Raw genomic sequence first — 17,745 nt, 5'->3', positions numbered from 1 at the left:
CCCGCGCAATCCGGAGATCGCGCGGGGCATTGTCTGCTCCGGGGGAATAAGGCAGCCCGCCCCCTTCCCGGATCAGACAGCACGGCGGCGACGCGCAACCAACAGGCCGCCGCCGAGCAAAGCGAGACCCATCATCGACGGCTCCGGAACAACCGCGAGGTTCGAGGAACCCGAGTCAATCCGCGCCGCGGAGATGGAAGAGTGAACCGACACCGGCATGGTGATCGTGATGGAGGAGATGTTCTCGGTGATGCCGGAGAGATCCCACTGCCAGGCTCCGCCGACATAGTTCATCGGGCCGAACGACGTGTTGCGCAGTTCGGTGCCATTGGTGGTGAAAAGGGATGCGGCCAGATTCTGCGAACCGCCGTTGTAGCTGAGCAACGGGCCGGTGCCATACGGCAGCGTGTAGGAAGGATTCATCGCGATATCCACCTGGAACACCGCCGTTTGCAGATCGAAGGTGGAGGTCTGATTGACCGTGACCGAGTAATCGGTGGAGAAGCTGTAGGTGCCCACGCTGGCCTGATAGCCCGGCGCGCCGATGGTGAAGCTGCCCGGATCGCTGCCGGCGTCAGCGGTACGGCTCGGATTCGTATTGTTGAGCGTTGTCCAGATTGTGGTGTTCTGGTCGACGCCCAGGTTGTAGTCCACGAACAACGCGGCGTGGGCGGAAGCCGCCAGCGCACAAGTCAGGGCGCAGCCGCGGAGCAGGGGGAGGATCGGGCCAAGGAGGTTCGATTTCATCGTTTCAATTTCAGTATGCGACCGCCGGTTCATCCCGATGACGTCCCGCCGACCGCACACATCCTGCCCCACCTGACGGAAACCCGCTCACGCTCGCTTGCGGAAACGTGACGCTCATTTGCGGTGGAGATCGTATCAGGCGTCAACCGCCGCACCATTCTTCCGCTGCTTCAACCAGTCCTGCGGGCCATGCCCGGTTTCCTCGCGGAAGGCCTTCGCGAAATGGCTGAGGCTCTGATAGCCGACCTCGAGCGCGGCCTCGGTCACGTTCATCCGCCCGGATGCGAGCCATTCGCAGGCGCGCTCGATGCGCATCCTCCGCAAATGACGCTGCAAGGTGAGGCCGGTTTCCGCGCTCACGCGGCGGGAAAGATAGTGAGGAGCCAGCCCCACCTCCTTCGCCAGCGTGGTGAGTTCCAGCGGCTGGTCGAGACGGGCGCGCACGGTTTCCAAAGCCCGCCGCACCGGATCACGACCGCGCACCGCGGAGCAAAAGCCCGCGCCCGCCTCGCCACCGGTCTTGCCGCGATAGAGACGCACCGCCGCCCATTCGAGAATGCGGGCCTCCGCCAGCAGAGCAGCTCCCCCGCCCTCCTCCGCACCCTTTTCCAGCGCCGTCCCGAGATCCTCCTCCCACAGTCCCATCAGACCGCAGAATGCCAGACGACCGCCATCCTTGAGCCACTTCGCCAGATCCGGATGCAACCATTCCGGTTGTTTGCCAAGATGGGTCGAGAGCCATTCACGCGACAGTCGGACGATCTCCATCCGGTGGATGCCCGGATAGCGGATGCACGTCCACTCATCTTCCTCCACGCCGCCTGTTAGAGCATACATGCCGGGCTGCACTGGAAAGCGTTCGCCCGGACCCCACACCAGCCCGCTGCCACTGCGGTTCAACCACAGCCAGACATCACCGGCCGACGCCTCACGGAAACGGCAGCCGGCCGACGCCACCCGCCCGGACATGGAACCGCAGCGGATGCCGCCTCCATTCCGCCACCACGTGACATCCATACTCATTCCGTTCCGGTGGACGCGGCCTGGTTCTCACAGGTGCCGCAACGTTTCATCGACTCGCAGGAAGCCTCGATCCGCAGGTGCATGCCGCCCGCCGCGAACCCCATGCGCTTCAGCATCGCCGCCTCGCGCAAGGGCACGCACTCGTCCTCCAGGGGAATCACCCGCCGGCAATCCGAGCACACGACATGGCCCACGGGTGCCTGGGGCAGACCTGCTGCCACGAACGAACGCTGGTCGCGCTCGCCGCGGATCTCCCGCAACAAGCCCGCGTCCACAAGATCGGACAAAGCACGGTAAACGGAGGCGCAGGAAATTCCGCGATCCAGCTTCCGGGCACGCTCCAGCAGTTCCTCCGCTACAAAGGCCTTCTCGCTGGAAACGATCGCCCGGCACAGCACCTCGCGCACCGGAGTCATCCGTCCGCCGCGCTCGCGCCAGAATGCGGCGGCACGCGTCGCGAAATCGGAGGCGTCGTTCATGGGAAGTTGTTCCCGTTCGAACCTCTCAGGCGGCCAGCGCCGGACGGAACCGGAACTCCAGATGAATCAGCGAAGCCTTGTGACAGCGGTCGTCGCGGAGGCGGTTCATCGCCTTCTGGCAGAAGTGTTCCAGATCCGTCTCGCCCGCCAGCATCAGCGGCCATGTCTCAAGGCACACGGAGTTTTTTCCATCCAGCACCGCGATCTCCACGTGATCTTCCAACCAATGGCGGAAACCGTTCAGTCCCGCGCGTGCCTCGTTCTGATCCGGAGCCTCTTCCTGAAGCTCGAAGTAAGCTCTAACACAAGTTCCCACCCGTCGCCCGTCGCACGCGCATTCACGCAGGTCCAGCAGAGTGTCCGCACATCCCCGGAAGGGCCGCGCAAGCGAAGCCAGCACCGAATCGAGCGTTGCCGTGTGAGTCATGCGCCACAGCTAATGCGAATGATTCTCAATAGCAAGAGATTTTGTCACGGAGGTCGTCACATGGCCCTCCAAGCCTTGCCGCTCCAATGAAAAAAGCCGCCGGACCGGTGAAGGTCGGGCGGCTTTGTTGCCAGGAATCGGAGCGGAATCTTACTTCGCCTTGAAGTCACCACACCAGTCGCTGGCGGAGGTGGCCGGGAAGTGGGATTTGTATTTCACGTCGTCGTCCACGTTGAAGACGAGCATCTGGGGTGCATGACGGCGGCACTCGCCTTTCTTACCCTTGGCATCGCTGCTCCAATATTGGCAGGCGGCACACGTTGCGGTCTTTCCAGAGGTTTCGGTTTTCATGATGAAAGGTGGTTGATTCGTTTTGAAGAAAGCATCGATTCCGCCCCAACTCAAGTTAGATCAAAGAGAAACGAGAATTGTTGATGACATTCAGTCTCAATAACACGGCTGTTAGAATGCGGCAATCCACCGTCATTCTTCGACAAGCGGCAGCGCGCACAAAACGGCGGATGTGGCTTCCATGTCACGAATGACAACCACAGGCCCGTCCCTTCCTTCCGCCGATCACGTGCTGCGCCTGCGCCCCGCTCCTGAAGCGATTTTCCAAGCCATTGCTCCGATCCATCGGCTCTATATGCATGCCCGCAACATCGGTGCGGAGCTCGCCGCCATCCAGCCACTCGGTATGCCGCTTCTGGACGAGGACAGTGGCAGCGTGTTTTTCCCGGAAGGTGGTCTCAATCTCGATCTAACACATTTGAAAGGGGTTCATGCCGTCCGCATCGACAAGCTCCTGCACCCGGCTCCGGCCGTGGAGTTCGATTTCGAGGAGCGCTCCTGCGCACTCAGTCTCGTCGCGCTCGATGAATCCGCGGACTACGGCCCCTTCGTGGAAGATCTGCGTGCTCTCGGCGAATCCGCCATTCCGCATGCGGAGCTGAACCGCTGGCGCAGCGAACTCGATCCCCCGCCCTGCCTCTGCCCGCATTGCAGTCAGGCAGCAGACCGCCGCGTCCTCCACGCCACACGCCATCCGCTCACCCTCATCCTGGAGGAAGCCTCCGTACTTCATCTCCCGCTGATGTGCCGTATTCAATCGCCACATCTCGGCATGGTCACACGCCTCATCCCCGGACGCGCGAAGCTCCGCAACGGCTGCATCGAGGTCATCGACGCCAGCGGTCACGGTCTCCTCCACATCAAGCTGGAATACGCGCACTCGCTGTGGGTGCTGCCGATCCGCATCGATGGAGAACCGTGGTCCGCCATCCGCGTCTACGACATGCTCGGCCAGCTCAACCTGGAAATCGCCACTCCGGACCCCGCCATCGAGCGGAATTGGCGGTCAATCTGTGAAGGCGATAGCACCCACTACCGCGCCGAGCCGGAAATCTGAGAATCTAATCGACTCACCTCCAAAGCACTACACCCCGATCCCGTTTTTCCACTTGAATTCCCACCAATCAATCTACATTCAAAAGCCAGCCACCCCACACGGGAAGCGACAGCAACCGCAACCGGCCGCCTCATCCGCAGCCCCCTCCGCTTTCCCGTTGGCCATGACTCCGAATCCCATCCTCGAATCCGTCCCGCCGCGCCGCCGCGTCTGGCGCCGCCTTTCCTCCCACCTTGTCCTGCTGCTCGTTTCCAGCGGCACCGCGCTCTCCGCGCCGACTCTCCTCAACGCCTCCTACGACGTCACCCGAGAGTTCTACAAGGAGTTCAACGCCTCCTTCGCCGCCGAGTGGAAAGCCAAGACCGGTGAGACTCCGAAGATCGACCAGTCCCATGGCGGCTCCTCGAAGCAGGCACGCTCGGTGCTGGATGGCCTCGAGGCCGATGTGGTGACGATGAACCAATCGACCGACATCGACATCCTCGCCCAGAACGGTCTGGTGGCGAAGGACTGGGTGGACCGCTTCCCGGATCGCGCCTCGCCCTACACCTCCACCATCGTTTTCCTCGTCCGCAAGGGAAACCCCAGGCAGATCAAGGGCTGGGACGATCTGGTGAAGCCCGGTCTCCAGGTCATCATCCCGAATCCGAAGACCTCCGGCAACGGCCGCTACAGCTACCTCGCCGCGTGGACGCACGCAAAGCACCTCTCCGGCGGCACTGATGCCACAGCGAAGGAGTTCGTGAACAAGCTGTTCAAGAACGTCCCGGTGCTGGATGCTGGCGGCCGCGGTGCCACCACCACCTTCGCCCAGCGGGAAATCGGCGATGTGCTGCTCACGTTCGAAAACGAGGCCCACCTCGCTCTCCGCGAACTCGGCGCGGACAAAAACGAAATCGTCTATCCGGCCTCCAGCGTGCTCGCCGAGGCACCCGTCGCCGTCGTTGAAAAATACGCGGCCAAGCACGGCAACCAGGCGCTGGCGAAGGCCTACCTCGATGCGCTCTACACGCCAGCGTCCCAGGAACTCGCCGCCAAGCACAAGCTCCGTCCCCGTTCCCCGGAAGTGCTGGCGAAACACACCGCCGATTTCCCCGAGTTGAAGCTCTACAAGATCGAGGAGGAGTTCGGCGGCTGGGCCGAGGCCCAGAAGACCCACTTCGCGGACGGCGGCATCTTCGATCAGATCTATTCGCCCTGACGCATCCGACAGTTTCCTTGCGGTGGTTCGCCCCTCCGCCCGGCTCCCCCTTGCGGGCCGGGCGGAGGGGCATTTTTTTGGGCTTCCGCACATTCTCCGCGAATCAGGCATTTCTTGCCAAACATGGGCGGGGTAGTCATGGAAACGCCCGGCTTCCCCACACGGGGTGCCGCCTGACTCATGACACTGGAGATCGCACTCACCCTGACGGTCATCGCCGTCACACTCGTCGCCTTCATCCGCGAATGGGCCGCGCCGGACGTGATCGCGCTCACGGTTCTCTGTGCCGTGGTGGCGCTCGGGCTGGTGGACGCGAACAAGATGACGGACGTCTTCAGGAACGAGGCGCCGCTCACCATCGCCGCTCTTTTCATCATCGGCGGAGCCTTGGAGAAATCGGGGGCTGTCGACCACATCGGCCGGGTCTTGCGCGACAAGCTGCCGAACAACACCCGCATGGCGATGCTGGCGTTCTCGCTGCTCACCGCCTTCTTCAGCGCGTGGATGAACAACACTGCCATCGTCGCGATCCTGCTGCCGGTGGCCCTCGGCCTCGCCCGCTCGAAGGACATCCCCGCATCCCGCCTGCTGATGCCGCTGTCCTACAGTTCCATCCTCGGCGGCTGCTGCACGCTGATCGGCACCTCCACCAACCTGCTGGTGAATGGCACGCTGAAGGATCTCCACATGGAGCCGATGTCCATGTTCCAACTCGCGCCGGTCGGCATTCCCCTCACGATCGCGGGTATCGGCTATCTGGCCATCTTCGGGCCAAAACTCATCCCCGCCCGCACCTCCATCTCCGGCACGCTGGAGATCACCCAGCGCACCACGCCTCTTTATCATCTGCTCGTTTCCGACCAATCGCCGCTGATCGGACAGAAGCTCACGGAAACCGCCCTCTTCGACCGCGCCAATGGCATCCACATCATGGAGGTCCGCCGCAAGGGCGCGCGCGTGATGAAGTCCCTCAAGACGCTCACCGTCGAGAAGAACGACCGCTTTCTCATCGCGCTCCACCGCCGCCGCGGCCGGGCCGCAAAACCGGACGCGCTCTTCGCGGAGATCGGCGCGCAAGTGCTGTCCACCGTCGATGGCATCGTCACCGAACTCGTGGTGCGGGATGAATCCTCGCTCATCGGTGAAACGCTCGCGGCGTCCGATTTCCGCCAGCGCTACAACTGCGTCGTGCTCGCGTTGCACCGGAATGGAGTGAACATCACCAGCCAGATCGCGAACGAGGCACTGGAAAGCGGTGACACCCTGCTCGTCATCACCGCACTCAACAACCTGGACGACCTGGAAGCCACCCGCGATTTCATCCTCACGGATTCGCCGGACGATGCACCGGAGGACGATGCCACTCCACGCCAGCCGGCCCATCACATCTGGCTCTCATGGGGCACGCTCGTCGGTGTTGTATTGGTCGCCACATTGACCGACTTCCTCGGTGGCAAGGACGGCGTATGGCCCTGGCTGCCACAAATCCCCATCCACTATGCCGCCCTCGTCGGCGCACTGGCCCTGCTGTGGATGAAGGTGGTAACGCCTCGCGATGCCTACACCAGTATCGACTGGCAGGTGTTGCTGATGCTTTACGGCCTGCTCGGCCTCGGCATGGCCATGCAGAACACCGGCACCGCCCGCTGGCTGGCCGACAGCCTCGTCGGGCTGGCGCGCGGTCACATCTCCCATGAAATGCTGCCCGGCGTGATGCTGTGGGCCATCTTCCTGATGACCCTGTTGCTCACCGAGGTGCTCTCGAACAACGCCACCGCGGTCATGATGGTCCCCATCGTGGTGAAACTTGCCGCCAGCCTCGGCGTGAGCCACTGGCCTTTTGTCATGGCCGTCACCGTGGCCGCCTCCACCGCCTTCGCCCTGCCGATGGGCTACCAGACCCACATGATGGTCTATGGCCCCGGTGGCTACAAGTTCTCGGACTTCCTGCGCGTGGGCATTCCTCTCAACATCATCTGCTGGATCACCGCCTGCACGCTGATCCCCTTCATCTGGCCGTTTTATCCGGCAGGGTGAGGTGCCCGGTTTGTCATCGGACACACGAAACGCGAGGTCCCTCGCGTTCCGCGCGTAAAGCAAACCGCTCAGTGCGGCTGGACGTCCATCACCAGCACACGTTCCCACGTGTCCTTGAAGGACTCGATGAAGACATGGTGGTCGGCATCTTCCTGATAGATGTCCTGCTCCGCGATGGTGTCGAAGGTCATCGAAAGCGCGTAGTCCCAGGACTTGTCGATCACCGGACGATCCATGACCGGCGCGGGGGTGCCCCAGAGGCCTTCGACGACCTGCGGGATTTCGAAAAGCTTCTCAAGGCCGGCCTCGAACGCGGCGCGCTCGGCCTCGCCCTTGTACTCTTCCTTCAGCCAGAAATAAACGTGATGTTCAATCGCCATGGCATGAGCTTCCAACAGCACGTGCGCCGCCGCAAGCAATTGTCGGCAACTTGCCATCCGCCTTTTGTTGGACCATGATGCGGTGATGACGAACCGACGGAAGCGGCTGACGGCCCTCGCAACCCTGCTCCTGCCCGTTCTCCTTCTCCCGTCCTGTGGCAGCTTCAGCATGAATGCCCGCCGCTCCAGCGAGCGCCGCTCCCAATCGGCCGATCCGCTGGACAGCAGCCGCGAAATCGGCCTGACCCTGCTCCGCTCCACCGCGCTCGCCACCGTGCGCCAGCCCGTGACCACCACCAAAGTCGGGTTCGCCCTCGCCTACCAGCGCATCCGCACGATTTTCCGCTCGTCCGTCTCCCTGGCGGACTTCGTCGATCCGCCGCCTCCGGAAATCCCCGGCACACCGGAATTCGAGCGCCTGTTGGACCGGAAGCACATCCGCCACGCCGAGCCGGGCAAGGCCACCTTTCGCGTGGATGGCCCCGCGTTCTTCTCGGATTTCCGCAAGGAGGTGGCCCAGGCGAAAAAGACCATCGATGTGCAAGTGTTCATTTTCGACAACGACGACACCGCCGTCCACTGCGCCGACCTGCTCAAAGCCCGCTCGAACGAGGTCCGAGTGCGCGTGCTCTTCGATGACGTCGGTACCACGTTCGCCCAGACCGCTCCGCCGGAGACCAAAGGCCCTCAAGGATTCTCACCGCCCGGCAACATCGGCGAGCATCTGGAAGACGGCTCCAAGGTCCGGGTCCGCCGCGTGCTCGATCCATGGCTTGTTTCCGATCACACCAAGCTACTCGTCTTCGATGCGGAGCGCGCCTACCTCGGAGGCATGAACATCGGCCGCGAATACGAGTCCGAGTGGCACGACCTGATGGCACGGATCGAAGGTCCCATCACCGTGCCGCTCCAGCTCGAATTCAACCGCGCCTGGAGGAAGGCCGGTCCCGTCGGCGACCTCGCGCTTCTGAAAGCACCCTCCTGGTATCGCCGCACGCCTCCGGGCAACGGTCCCGCCTTCCGCATCCTGCGCACTGATCCGGCGGAGGGACGCTACGACGTGCTCAAGGCCACCCGCCTTGCGATCAATGCCAGCCGCAAGCGTGTGTGGATCGAGAATCCCTACTTCGCCGCGGATGACATCGCGGACGAACTCATCGCCGCCGCCCGCCGTGGCGTGGATGTCCGCGTGATCCTGCCGAGTCGTGGCGACTCCACCATCATGGATGCCGGAAATGCCGCCACCGCACGCGATGTGATGAGGGCGGGCGTGAAGGTCTATCGCTATCCGCGCATGACCCACATGAAGGTGATGATCGCCGATGGCTGGGCCACCTTCGGTTCCGCCAATCTCGATACCCTGAGCATGCGCATCAACCGTGAGCTCAATCTCTCCACCAATGATCCCGCCACGGTCAAGTCCCTGGAAAACGCGGTTTTCACTCCGGATTTCCGGATTTCCCCCCGCATGAAGAAATCCGACACCGATAGCATGATCGCCCCGCTCGCGGAATCCCTCGCGGATCAGTTGTAGCCGGAAATCCTTCCACCCGGTCGGCTGGGGCGACCACCATTCGTCTTGAAACATCCCGGTTTTTTCTTCGTATGGGCGGCGATGCGTTTGTCCTCATTGTTTGCCGCAGCCTGCTTGTCCCTCGCCGCCGCCCGCGCGGAAGACCGGCCGAATATCGTGTTCATCTTCTCGGATGACCACGCTCTGAACGCGATTTCCTCCTATGGCGGGCCGCTCAAGGACGTGGCCCCCACGCCGAACATCGACCGCATCGCCAAGGATGGCGCGGTGTTCACCCGCTCGTATTGCGGGAATTCCATCTGCGGCCCATCCCGCGCCACGGTGCTCACCGGCAAGCACTCCGTCACCAACGGCTTCATCGACAACAGCGGTTCGCGCTTCGATGGCACCCAGCAGACCTTTCCGAAACTGCTGCAGAAAGCGGGCTATCAGACCTCGATCATCGGCAAGTGGCACCTCGATTCCACGCCGACCGGCTTCGACCACTGGGAGATCCTCAACAGCCAGGGGATGTACTATAATCCGGAGTTCATCACCTCCGCCGGATCGAAGCGCGAGAACGGCTACGTCACCGATCTGATCACGGACAAGGCTCTCTCCTGGCTGGAAAGCGGCCGGGACAAGTCGAAGCCCTTCGTGCTGATGTTCCAGCAGAAGGCCCCGCACCGCAACTGGTCGCCCGCGGCGCGCCACATGCATCTCTTCGACGGCGTCACCATCCCGGAACCGCCCACCCTATTCGACGACTACGCGAACCGCGACGAATCGCTCAAGAAGCAAGCGATGCAGATCGCGAACGATTTCTCATGGGGAAATGACATGAAACTCCCCGGCGAGAACCTCTATCCGAAGTTTTTCACCGGCGCCGACCGCAACGGTGAGCTTCAACGCATGACGCCGGAGCAGCTCGCGACCTGGAACGCCGCCTACGGGCCGGAGAACCAGAAATTCCTGGCGGACATGAAGGACGGCAAGCTCGATGAGAAGGCCGTGGTCCGCTGGAAGTACCAGCGCTACATGAAGGACTACCTGCGCTGCGTCCGCGCGGTGGACGAGGGCGTGGGCAAGATGCTCGACTACCTCGACAAGAGCGGCCTCGCGAAGAACACCATCGTCATCTACTGCGCCGACCAGGGCTTCTATCTCGGCGAGCACGGCTGGTTCGACAAGCGCTGGATGTTCGAGGAATCACTCTCGATGCCGTTCATCATCCGCTGGCCCGGCGTGGTTCCCGCGGGAGTCCGCAATGCCTCGCTGATCCAGAACATCGACTACGCGCCGACCTTCCTCGATGCGGCGCATGTCCCCGTCCCGCCGGACATGCAGGGCAGGAGCCTCATCCCCGTCCTGAAAGCCGGGGACAAGACTCCGGACGGCTGGCGCGATGCGATCTACTATTTCTATAGTGGAGAGACCACCCACGCCGTGGCCCCGCACGAAGGCGTCCGCAACAGCGGCTACAAGCTGATGTGGTTCCCGAAAACGAAACAATGGAACCTTTTCGACCTGAAAAAGGACCCGCAGGAACTGAAGTCCGTGGCCGATGATCCGGCCTACGCGCCCATTCTCGAAGGTCTCAAGAAACGCCTCGCCGAACTCAAGGCCGGCTACGGCATCAATCCCGCCACCACCACGGCCCAGCGCGGCGAGGAACTCCAGTGGTGGCGCCAGCGCCACAACGAGAAAATGAAGCTCGCGAAGGAAGGCCCGCACGATCTCGTCTTCATCGGTGACTCCATCACCCAGGGCTGGGAAGGCCCCGGCAAGGAGATCTGGACGGAATACTACGCGGGCCGCAAGGCGCTCAACCTCGGCTTCTCCGGCGACCGCACCGAGCATGTCATCTGGCGGCTCATGAACGGCGAGTTGGACAACGTCGATCCGAAGGTCTTCGTGCTGATGATCGGCACCAACAACACCGGCCATCGCATGGACCCGGCGGAGGACACCGCCTCCGGAGTGCGCCGCATCCTCGACATCCTCCGCGCCCGCAAGCCGGATGCGAAGATCGTGCTGCTCTCCGTCTTCCCACGCGGCGAGAAGGCCGAAGACAAGATGCGCGTCCGCAACAACGAGATCAACGAACGCATCAAGGCCTTCGCGGATGGCACCCAGGTCATCCATCTCGATGTGAACGACCGTTTCCTGAATCCCGACGGCCTGCTGCCCAAGGAGATCATGCCGGACTTCCTCCACCCGCAGGCAGAGGGCTACAAGCGCTGGGCGGAGGCTCTTGAACCGACCTTGGTCAAACTGGGTCTGCCGAAGTAATCGGCGCGGAGTTCGTCAGTCCACCTTCGGTTTCGAATCGGCCAAGGTGGACGACATGTGGTCGCGGACGCAGGCCAACGTTGCTTCCCGCTGGTCCGGACTTTGAATCCGCTCCAGCCACGATTGGGCGGCGGTGAAATCGTGTTTCCCCGCCGAGTCCGCCGCCATCGCCGAGAAAGCAGGGTCATACCGTGGATCGGTCGGCAGCGATACCAGCCAATCGCCCAAGCCTGAAAGGTCGAGTCGACAGAGCGTTTCCACGATCTTCGGCTCGGTCAGCAGCTCCTTACCTGACCCATCGGACAGGTTTCTCAGAAGCGTGACCGCAAATGCAGCATCGTCCTGACTCAGTTTCTCCGAGCCTAGGATCGTGCGAAAAGCCGCAAGATCCAGACTGCTCCCGGGTTTGCGCCGTTGCAGTTCGTCCCACGCCTGGCGGAAGCCTTCATTCCGGAACTGATGAAGCACCATCGGCCGTACGGGCTCATCGGGATGAGTGGCACTTCGTTCCGTCCACAAGCGCCAGGCGAGAGCGGAGTCCTGATTCGCCAGCACCTCATAGGCGGCGGATTGATAGGCAGCACGGACCTGCGGGGATTCGATCAGGTCGGCCAGATCCAGCATGGCTGGGGAGCGCTCCTTTGCCAGAAGGTCGAGATACGCGGAGAGACAAGCACCCGACTCCGCCACCAAACCCTTGGAAAAAAGCCATCGCAGACCACCGACGGGATCTTCCTTGGCAAGGCTGCGGGCCTTTTCCTGCAAGGCGACATCCATCTCCACCCCCGGTGTTGCCTGCGGCATTTCACCAGTGATCGGAGCGGGAGCCACAACCGCGGCCCCGCCTCCGCTGCCGGTCGGAGATGGATCAGGGCGGTCGCACGCGGCCAGGATAACGGTGGCGGCGGCGAGGAAAAGGGCACGGTTCATGGAGCTCAAACGCGCCACCCTCGCGCAGGAACCCTCACCCGGCAAGGGACGGAATTCGGGTGGCGCCTCCCGGGGACGCATTCCGCTTGTCTCGGCCGCGCGATTGGGTCAGGGGAACGGGCATGGAAACAAGCGCGTCCAACTTGAAAATCGCGGGTCATCTGGCGGCGGTCTTCGGCGGCAAGCCCGAAGTCGTCCGCTTCCACGATGAATCCGGAAAGCATCACGTGGACGTGCTGCGCTGCCCGGACGCCCCGGAACGTGGCGTGGTTTCCTTCGCCACCGTGGGACTGTCCGATCATCCGCGGGAGGTGGAAGGCATGGACAAGCCGGTGTGCCTGGAGCTGACCGGCGGCTGCAACGCGGACAAAGCCGAGGCTTTTGCCTCGATCCTCTCAACGGCCGCGTTCTGCTCGATCAAGGAAGGCTGGCCGGTTTATCCGGGAGCCGTTTTCGGAGATCTGGTGTCCATGTACGGCGTATCCCGTACCATGCAACATGTGATGTTCACGGAACCGTTCCCATGGGACGAGCTGGAACCGGTGAAACTGACGGAGAAGGAAGTGCTCTGGCTGATGATGATCCCCGTCTCGGAATCCGAGGCGGTGTATGCGGAAGAACACGGCTTCGAAGCGCTGGAGACCTTGTTCGAGGAAAAGGAAGTGGACGTGTTCGATCTGGAGCGCACGCCGGTGGTGTGACGTAGCACAAGCATTCCTGCTTGTGAGTGTGGGTGGCGCGACGCACCCAAAAAATTCAATCGCACCCTGCGAGCCGTTGGAGACGTGCGTATCTGGTACGAACGATCCGCTCCACCCGCTCGCGAGCAGGAATGCTTGGCTACCTCTGCCGAAGAGGATTACCCAGATTTTCCAACTCGTTGTTGGATGCAAGGAGGCGGGGTGCCTGTTAGGCATTCGGATTAGATCGATTCCTCCCTGTACGTGGGGAGTGCTCATGCAGGCATGAGAGCAAAAACCTCCGTGGCGCGTGTTGCCCAGACGCGCCTGACGGAACTCCACGCGGTCTCCATCCGGAGACCGGCCGGAGGCTTCGTGCCGCGGCCTCTCCCCTACAAAACCCATGAACCGTATGAACCTGCATTATAAAGCCCAATCCCATGCCGCGCCTGCGTGGCGGCGTGGAGCCTTGAGAACCCTACTGGCCCTCGCCTCCGTCACCGCGACGGTCCATGGCCAGGATCCGAACAACCCGCCCGCATCGTTCACCCGCACCTACACCTACACGGGTGGCAGCACCACGGTGACCTTCAACAAGCAGTCGGTGCGCGGTCCGAACTACGGCGTGTACCTCCACACCGGCGGCACTTCGTTCACCTCCTACACCCCCACCCGCCCGGTGCGCACCTATATCGGCAGTGTTTCCGGTTATCCGGGCGCGATCGCCGCAGGCCAGTTGCTCGCGGATGGCAGCGTACGCACTTCGATCATTTTCGAAGACGGCACGACCTGGAAAGGCACGGGCACTTCGATGACGATCCCCTCGCCCGCAAGTTGGACGCCGAAGTATCCCACCAACGTCGTCGGCTCCGGCGGCGCCGGTTCGACCGTCTATGGTGCGGATGTCGGCCTGGACCTCAGCTATTCCTACTACAACAAGGCCAGCCTGAACGCGGACGAAGCACTGGAGCGCGCGGAATTCGCCGTCACCGAGACCAGCGCGATCTACCTGCGCGATTTCGCGGTGCTGCCACGGATCGGTCGCATCGTGCTGCGGACGAATTCCGCGGATGATCCTTCCACGTCCCTCTCGCTGCTGAAGGACCAGTGGAACAACGTTCTGCCCACGGTGCTGCCCTCCACCTCCTACGATGAGGCAACCACGGTGGTGGTGACAGGCAGTGGCGGCCTGGCCTTCGTGAGCAACATCGGCACCAGCAACGCCTATGCGTGGGTGAGCATCAGCAGCAGCCTGAGCGATGCCAACTTCTGTACCGTCTGGCGCCATGAGTTCGGCCACAACTGGGGCGCGGGCGACAACCAGGACGATCACACGGAGGGCAACACGATCATGAACGGCAATGGCCTGAGCCGCTTCGCCTCCTCCGAACTGGCGAAGATGATCCCCTACCGCAACACGCGCACCGGCATCCTCGACAACCTCGGCTCCTACTCCTTCCCGCTGCCACCGCGCGCGAACGCGGACCGGGCGAAGGTCCACTTTTCGCTGACGGACCTGACGCTGGACGTGCTGGCGAACGACTCGGACTCGAATGGCCAGACCATCACCATCACATCATTTCCGTCCACCTCGCAAGGCGGAGCGTCCATCACCCGCTCGACCGGCACGGGGCCCGGAGGTCGCGACCAGTTGATCTATCATCCGTCCACCTCGATCACCGCGCTGGATTATTTCTCCTACCGCATCCAGGACTCGGCCGGGTATCAATCGGTCGGCTGGGTGATGATCCAGCCGCCTACACAAGCGCCGGACCCGGACATCGCCGCGGATGTGAATTCCGTGTCCAGCGGCGCGTGGTCCACCACCACCGTGTGGAGTGACAGCCTCGCGCCTTCGGCTGGGAAGAACTACGGTATCTCCAATAGCCACACCGTCGACGCATCGCCGAACAATGTCTCCAGCGGCGGCACGGTCGACTTCGCCGGTGACACGATGGCGGTGAACTCCGGTGGCCTGCTGCGCCTCGCCCACAATTCCGCGGGTGGCACCACCACCTATACTTCCGCCTTCGATGGCGGCTTGATCCTGCGCGGCGGCTCCACGCTCCAGTCCTACAATTCGAACGTGGGGAACGTGACGCGCAGCATCCGCGGTCCAGTGGTGATCGGCTCCGGCACCTCGACCATCCGCATCCAGTCCGACAGCGGCAGTTCCTACACGAACGGCCTGCGGATCAGCGATGGAATCTTCGGCACCGGCAACGTCAACGTGACCGGCACCTTGCAGGGACAAACCGGCGAGCGCCGCTTCCTCTACATGGGGATGAACAACGTGGCCTACAGCGGCAACTGGAACGTGACCGGCGACGGCACCACCGACAACGCCCGCCGCCTGTTCCTCGTCGCGGAGGCCGCCAACTCGCTCGGCACCGGCACCGTCACGCTCAACACCCGCGCCCAGCTCCGCAACAGCGCGGCGGGCGGATTGGACAGCCTCTACGGCGTCACGCTGACCACCGCCACCTCCACGCTCCAGCTCACCAATCCGTGGATCGACCCGGCGGCGACGCTGGACCTGCAGGCAGGCACGCTGGATCTCGGCAGTGGCGCAAGCACCATCGGTACGCTGAAGATCGCGGGCAATGCCATCACCCCCGGCACCTACACCGCCACCAATCTCGGAGCGTTCGGTTACGGCGGCACTTTCACCGGCAGCGGCACGATCACCATCGTCACCATTCCCTCGGTGGCCAGCGGCGATTGGACGACCACCAGCGTGTGGGCGGATGCCACCGCTCCGGGCAGCGGCAAAAACTACCGTGTGGTGAGCGCCAATACGGTGGACTCCGTCTCCGCCTCGGTGGCCAGCGGTAGCACGGTGACCTTCCCGGGTGATTGGGTGACGGTGGCCAATGGCGGCATCCTGCGCCTGCGCCACACCTCTGCGGGTGGCAACAACACCCACACGGTGAACCTGAAGGAACTGCTGCTGGAAAGCGGCGCGACCTTCCAGTCCTACAACACCGCCGCAGGCAACGTCATGCGCAACATGAGCAACCCCGTGAGCCTGGGCACCGGTGGCAGCGTCACCGTCCGCCTCCAGTCCGACAGCGGCAGCGCCTACTCGAATACCCTGCGGATCAACGGAGCGCTCACCGGTGGCTCGGACATCAACCTGACCGCCACCCTCCAGGGTCAATCCGGAGAACGCCGACTGCTCTATGTGGCCTCCGCGAACAACACCTACAGCGGCAACTGGAACGTGACCGGCGACGGCACCACCGACAACGCCCGCCGCCTCTTCCTCGTTTCCGAGGCAGGTGGAGCGCTGGGCACCGGCACCGTGACACTCAACACCCGCGCCCAGCTCCGCAGCGCGGCTACCGGCGCACTGGACAGCCTGTATGGAGTGACGCTCACCACCAGCACCTCCACGCTCCAGCTCACCAATGCCTGGAACCAGGACCGTGCGGTGCTGACCTTGGCCGCAGGCACGCTGGATCTCGGCAGCGCGACCAGCACGATTGGTACGATGACCATCGGAGGAAACAACGTCCCGGCCGGAACTTATACCGCGACTTCTCTGGGCGCGCTCGGCTATGGTGGCACGTTCTCCGGCAGCGGCAGTCTGGTGATCACCGGGGACATGCCGTAAACCGGCTCCACCTTGATTTGAGATTTCAAATCGCCGCATCTCCCAAACCCCCACACTCCTTATGAGCGTGGGGGCTTTTCATTGCTGGATTGGAACATTAAAAAGGCGCTCCGGTTGCGACAGCCGGAGCGCCTTTCCCCTGTTGCAGCAGGGTTGCATTGCCCATGAAGAAGGTTCCGCCCGCCATCAGACGGACGTGACATCCCGGACTCCACGCACCTCGATCTGGTTCGTGGCGGGATTCATGAAAATGATCTGGAGCACCCGCTTCGTACCCGGATGCGGCCAGATGCCGGCTCCGATGCGCTGCCACTGATTGTCCTTGAAGGTGAACGACCGCATACCGGAGGTCTGATTCGCACCTACGGGCGGATCTTCGATGTTTCGCATCTCGCCGACCTTGAAATCAAAGTCCTTGTTCTCGAGCTGGATGCGCACCGGCTGCGGGCTGAAGTTCATTACCTTCAGCGAACCCGCTGGAAAGCTGCGGGCCGAGTCATCGATGACCATCACGCGCGCGAGATCCTCACCGGCACGGCCGGAGCCGGGTACGAAGAGGAAGATGGCGGACTTGAGATTCGCCGGCACGGCGGCGCGTGCGATCCGCTGGTCGGCGGCCTTCGCGCTGGTCGGATCGGCGCTGCGGGTGAAGACTATCTCCTTGGCGGTGGCGGGGAAACTGTCGCCCTCATGATTGAGGTAGTTCTTCGCATGCACCGCGACTCCCGGAACCGGCTTCTCCGCCGCAGGATCATGGGCATAGACCTCGCCAGGAAGGGAATCGATGAGGAACAAAAGACTGCGGGCGCGGAGGCCGGCAGTTTCTCCGGATTTCGGAGGAGCGGACTGTGAAAGGCTGGCGCTGGAAGACGCGAGCTGCATGTTGCCGTTCACCTGCTGGGCTCCGGCGGGAACGGCCTGGAGCAGCAGGGCTGCGGCGATGGAAATGGTGAAACGGGCTTTCATGAGTAGAGGATGCGCGTGCGGCGGACCGGGAATTTTTAATTGAAAG

At 62.8% G+C, this 17,745-nt stretch carries 15 protein-coding genes; 7 read left to right on the top strand and 8 right to left on the bottom strand.

What is annotated here, in order from left to right; all coding sequences use genetic code 11:
- Positions 1-72 precede the first annotated feature (72 nt).
- The 5 genes from KBB96_RS02625 to KBB96_RS02605 form a co-directional block, all read right to left on the bottom strand.
- Entirely contained in the window at positions 73-747 is a 675-nt protein-coding gene (locus KBB96_RS02625) for a PEP-CTERM sorting domain-containing protein (RefSeq protein WP_211631971.1), read from the bottom strand.
- A gap of 135 nt (positions 748-882) precedes the next feature.
- Positions 883-1,770, bottom strand: a complete 888-nt coding sequence (locus tag KBB96_RS02620; protein WP_211631969.1) for a helix-turn-helix domain-containing protein — start codon at positions 1,768-1,770, stop codon at positions 883-885.
- A complete protein-coding gene (locus KBB96_RS02615; RefSeq protein WP_211631967.1) occupies positions 1,767-2,249 on the bottom strand; it encodes a Fur family transcriptional regulator in 483 nt (160 codons plus the stop codon). Before KBB96_RS02615 ends, KBB96_RS02620 begins: the two co-directional genes overlap by 4 nt.
- Before the next feature lie 25 nt (positions 2,250-2,274).
- Positions 2,275-2,676 carry a hypothetical protein gene (locus KBB96_RS02610; RefSeq protein ID WP_211631965.1) on the bottom strand — a complete coding sequence of 134 codons (402 nt, stop codon included), beginning with the start codon at positions 2,674-2,676 and terminating at the stop codon, positions 2,275-2,277.
- Positions 2,677-2,826: 150 nt separating this feature from the next.
- Positions 2,827-3,027, bottom strand: coding sequence for a hypothetical protein (locus KBB96_RS02605; protein ID WP_211631963.1), 201 nt, complete (start codon positions 3,025-3,027; stop codon positions 2,827-2,829).
- A gap of 190 nt (positions 3,028-3,217) precedes the next feature.
- On the opposite strand from KBB96_RS02605, the gene KBB96_RS02600 reads away from it, so the two are divergent.
- From KBB96_RS02600 to KBB96_RS02590, 3 genes are all read left to right on the top strand, one after another.
- The gene (locus tag KBB96_RS02600; protein WP_211631961.1) at positions 3,218-4,084 is read left to right on the top strand and encodes a hypothetical protein; all 867 of its coding nucleotides are present in this window, start codon (positions 3,218-3,220) and stop codon (positions 4,082-4,084) included.
- Positions 4,085-4,247: 163 nt separating this feature from the next.
- Positions 4,248-5,285, top strand: coding sequence for a sulfate ABC transporter substrate-binding protein (locus KBB96_RS02595; RefSeq protein ID WP_211631959.1), 1,038 nt, complete (start codon positions 4,248-4,250; stop codon positions 5,283-5,285).
- Between the two features lie 180 nt (positions 5,286-5,465).
- Positions 5,466-7,322: an SLC13 family permease gene (locus KBB96_RS02590; RefSeq protein ID WP_211631957.1), complete on the top strand. Its 1,857-nt coding sequence runs from the start codon at positions 5,466-5,468 to the stop codon at positions 7,320-7,322.
- A 68-nt stretch (positions 7,323-7,390) separates the two neighbouring features.
- Here the strand turns inward: KBB96_RS02590 and KBB96_RS02585 are convergent, their stop codons facing one another.
- Complete coding sequence (locus tag KBB96_RS02585) at positions 7,391-7,702, bottom strand: Dabb family protein (RefSeq protein WP_211631955.1); 312 nt, start codon at positions 7,700-7,702, stop codon at positions 7,391-7,393.
- Between the two features lie 85 nt (positions 7,703-7,787).
- Here KBB96_RS02585 and KBB96_RS02580 point away from each other — a divergent pair, with 85 nt between their 5' ends.
- Positions 7,788-9,236 carry a phospholipase D-like domain-containing protein gene (locus KBB96_RS02580; protein ID WP_211631953.1) on the top strand — a complete coding sequence of 483 codons (1,449 nt, stop codon included), beginning with the start codon at positions 7,788-7,790 and terminating at the stop codon, positions 9,234-9,236.
- Between the two features lie 45 nt (positions 9,237-9,281).
- A complete protein-coding gene (locus tag KBB96_RS02575; RefSeq protein ID WP_211631951.1) occupies positions 9,282-11,507 on the top strand; it encodes a sulfatase/phosphatase domain-containing protein in 2,226 nt (741 codons plus the stop codon).
- Positions 11,508-11,522: 15 nt separating this feature from the next.
- Here the strand turns inward: KBB96_RS02575 and KBB96_RS02570 are convergent, their stop codons facing one another.
- Positions 11,523-12,437 carry a hypothetical protein gene (locus tag KBB96_RS02570; RefSeq protein WP_211631949.1) on the bottom strand — a complete coding sequence of 305 codons (915 nt, stop codon included), beginning with the start codon at positions 12,435-12,437 and terminating at the stop codon, positions 11,523-11,525.
- Between the two features lie 122 nt (positions 12,438-12,559).
- Between KBB96_RS02570 and KBB96_RS02565 the strand changes: the two genes are divergently transcribed.
- On the top strand, positions 12,560-13,138 hold the full coding sequence (locus tag KBB96_RS02565; protein ID WP_211631947.1) for a suppressor of fused domain protein: 579 nt from the start codon (positions 12,560-12,562) through the stop codon (positions 13,136-13,138).
- Positions 13,139-13,529: 391 nt separating this feature from the next.
- Positions 13,530-16,733: an Ig-like domain-containing protein gene (locus KBB96_RS02560; RefSeq protein WP_211631945.1), complete on the top strand. Its 3,204-nt coding sequence runs from the start codon at positions 13,530-13,532 to the stop codon at positions 16,731-16,733.
- 186 nt (positions 16,734-16,919) lie between these two features.
- On the opposite strand, the gene KBB96_RS02555 is transcribed toward KBB96_RS02560, so the two are convergent.
- Positions 16,920-17,699: a hypothetical protein gene (locus KBB96_RS02555; RefSeq protein WP_211631943.1), complete on the bottom strand. Its 780-nt coding sequence runs from the start codon at positions 17,697-17,699 to the stop codon at positions 16,920-16,922.
- Positions 17,700-17,745: the final 46 nt, after the last annotated feature.

This window comes from Luteolibacter ambystomatis, from assembly GCF_018137965.1.
Taxonomy (GTDB): domain Bacteria; phylum Verrucomicrobiota; class Verrucomicrobiia; order Verrucomicrobiales; family Akkermansiaceae; genus Luteolibacter; species Luteolibacter ambystomatis.
The sequence above is the reverse complement of the archived record's forward strand: the minus strand, read 5'-3'. Positions and strand labels throughout refer to the sequence as shown.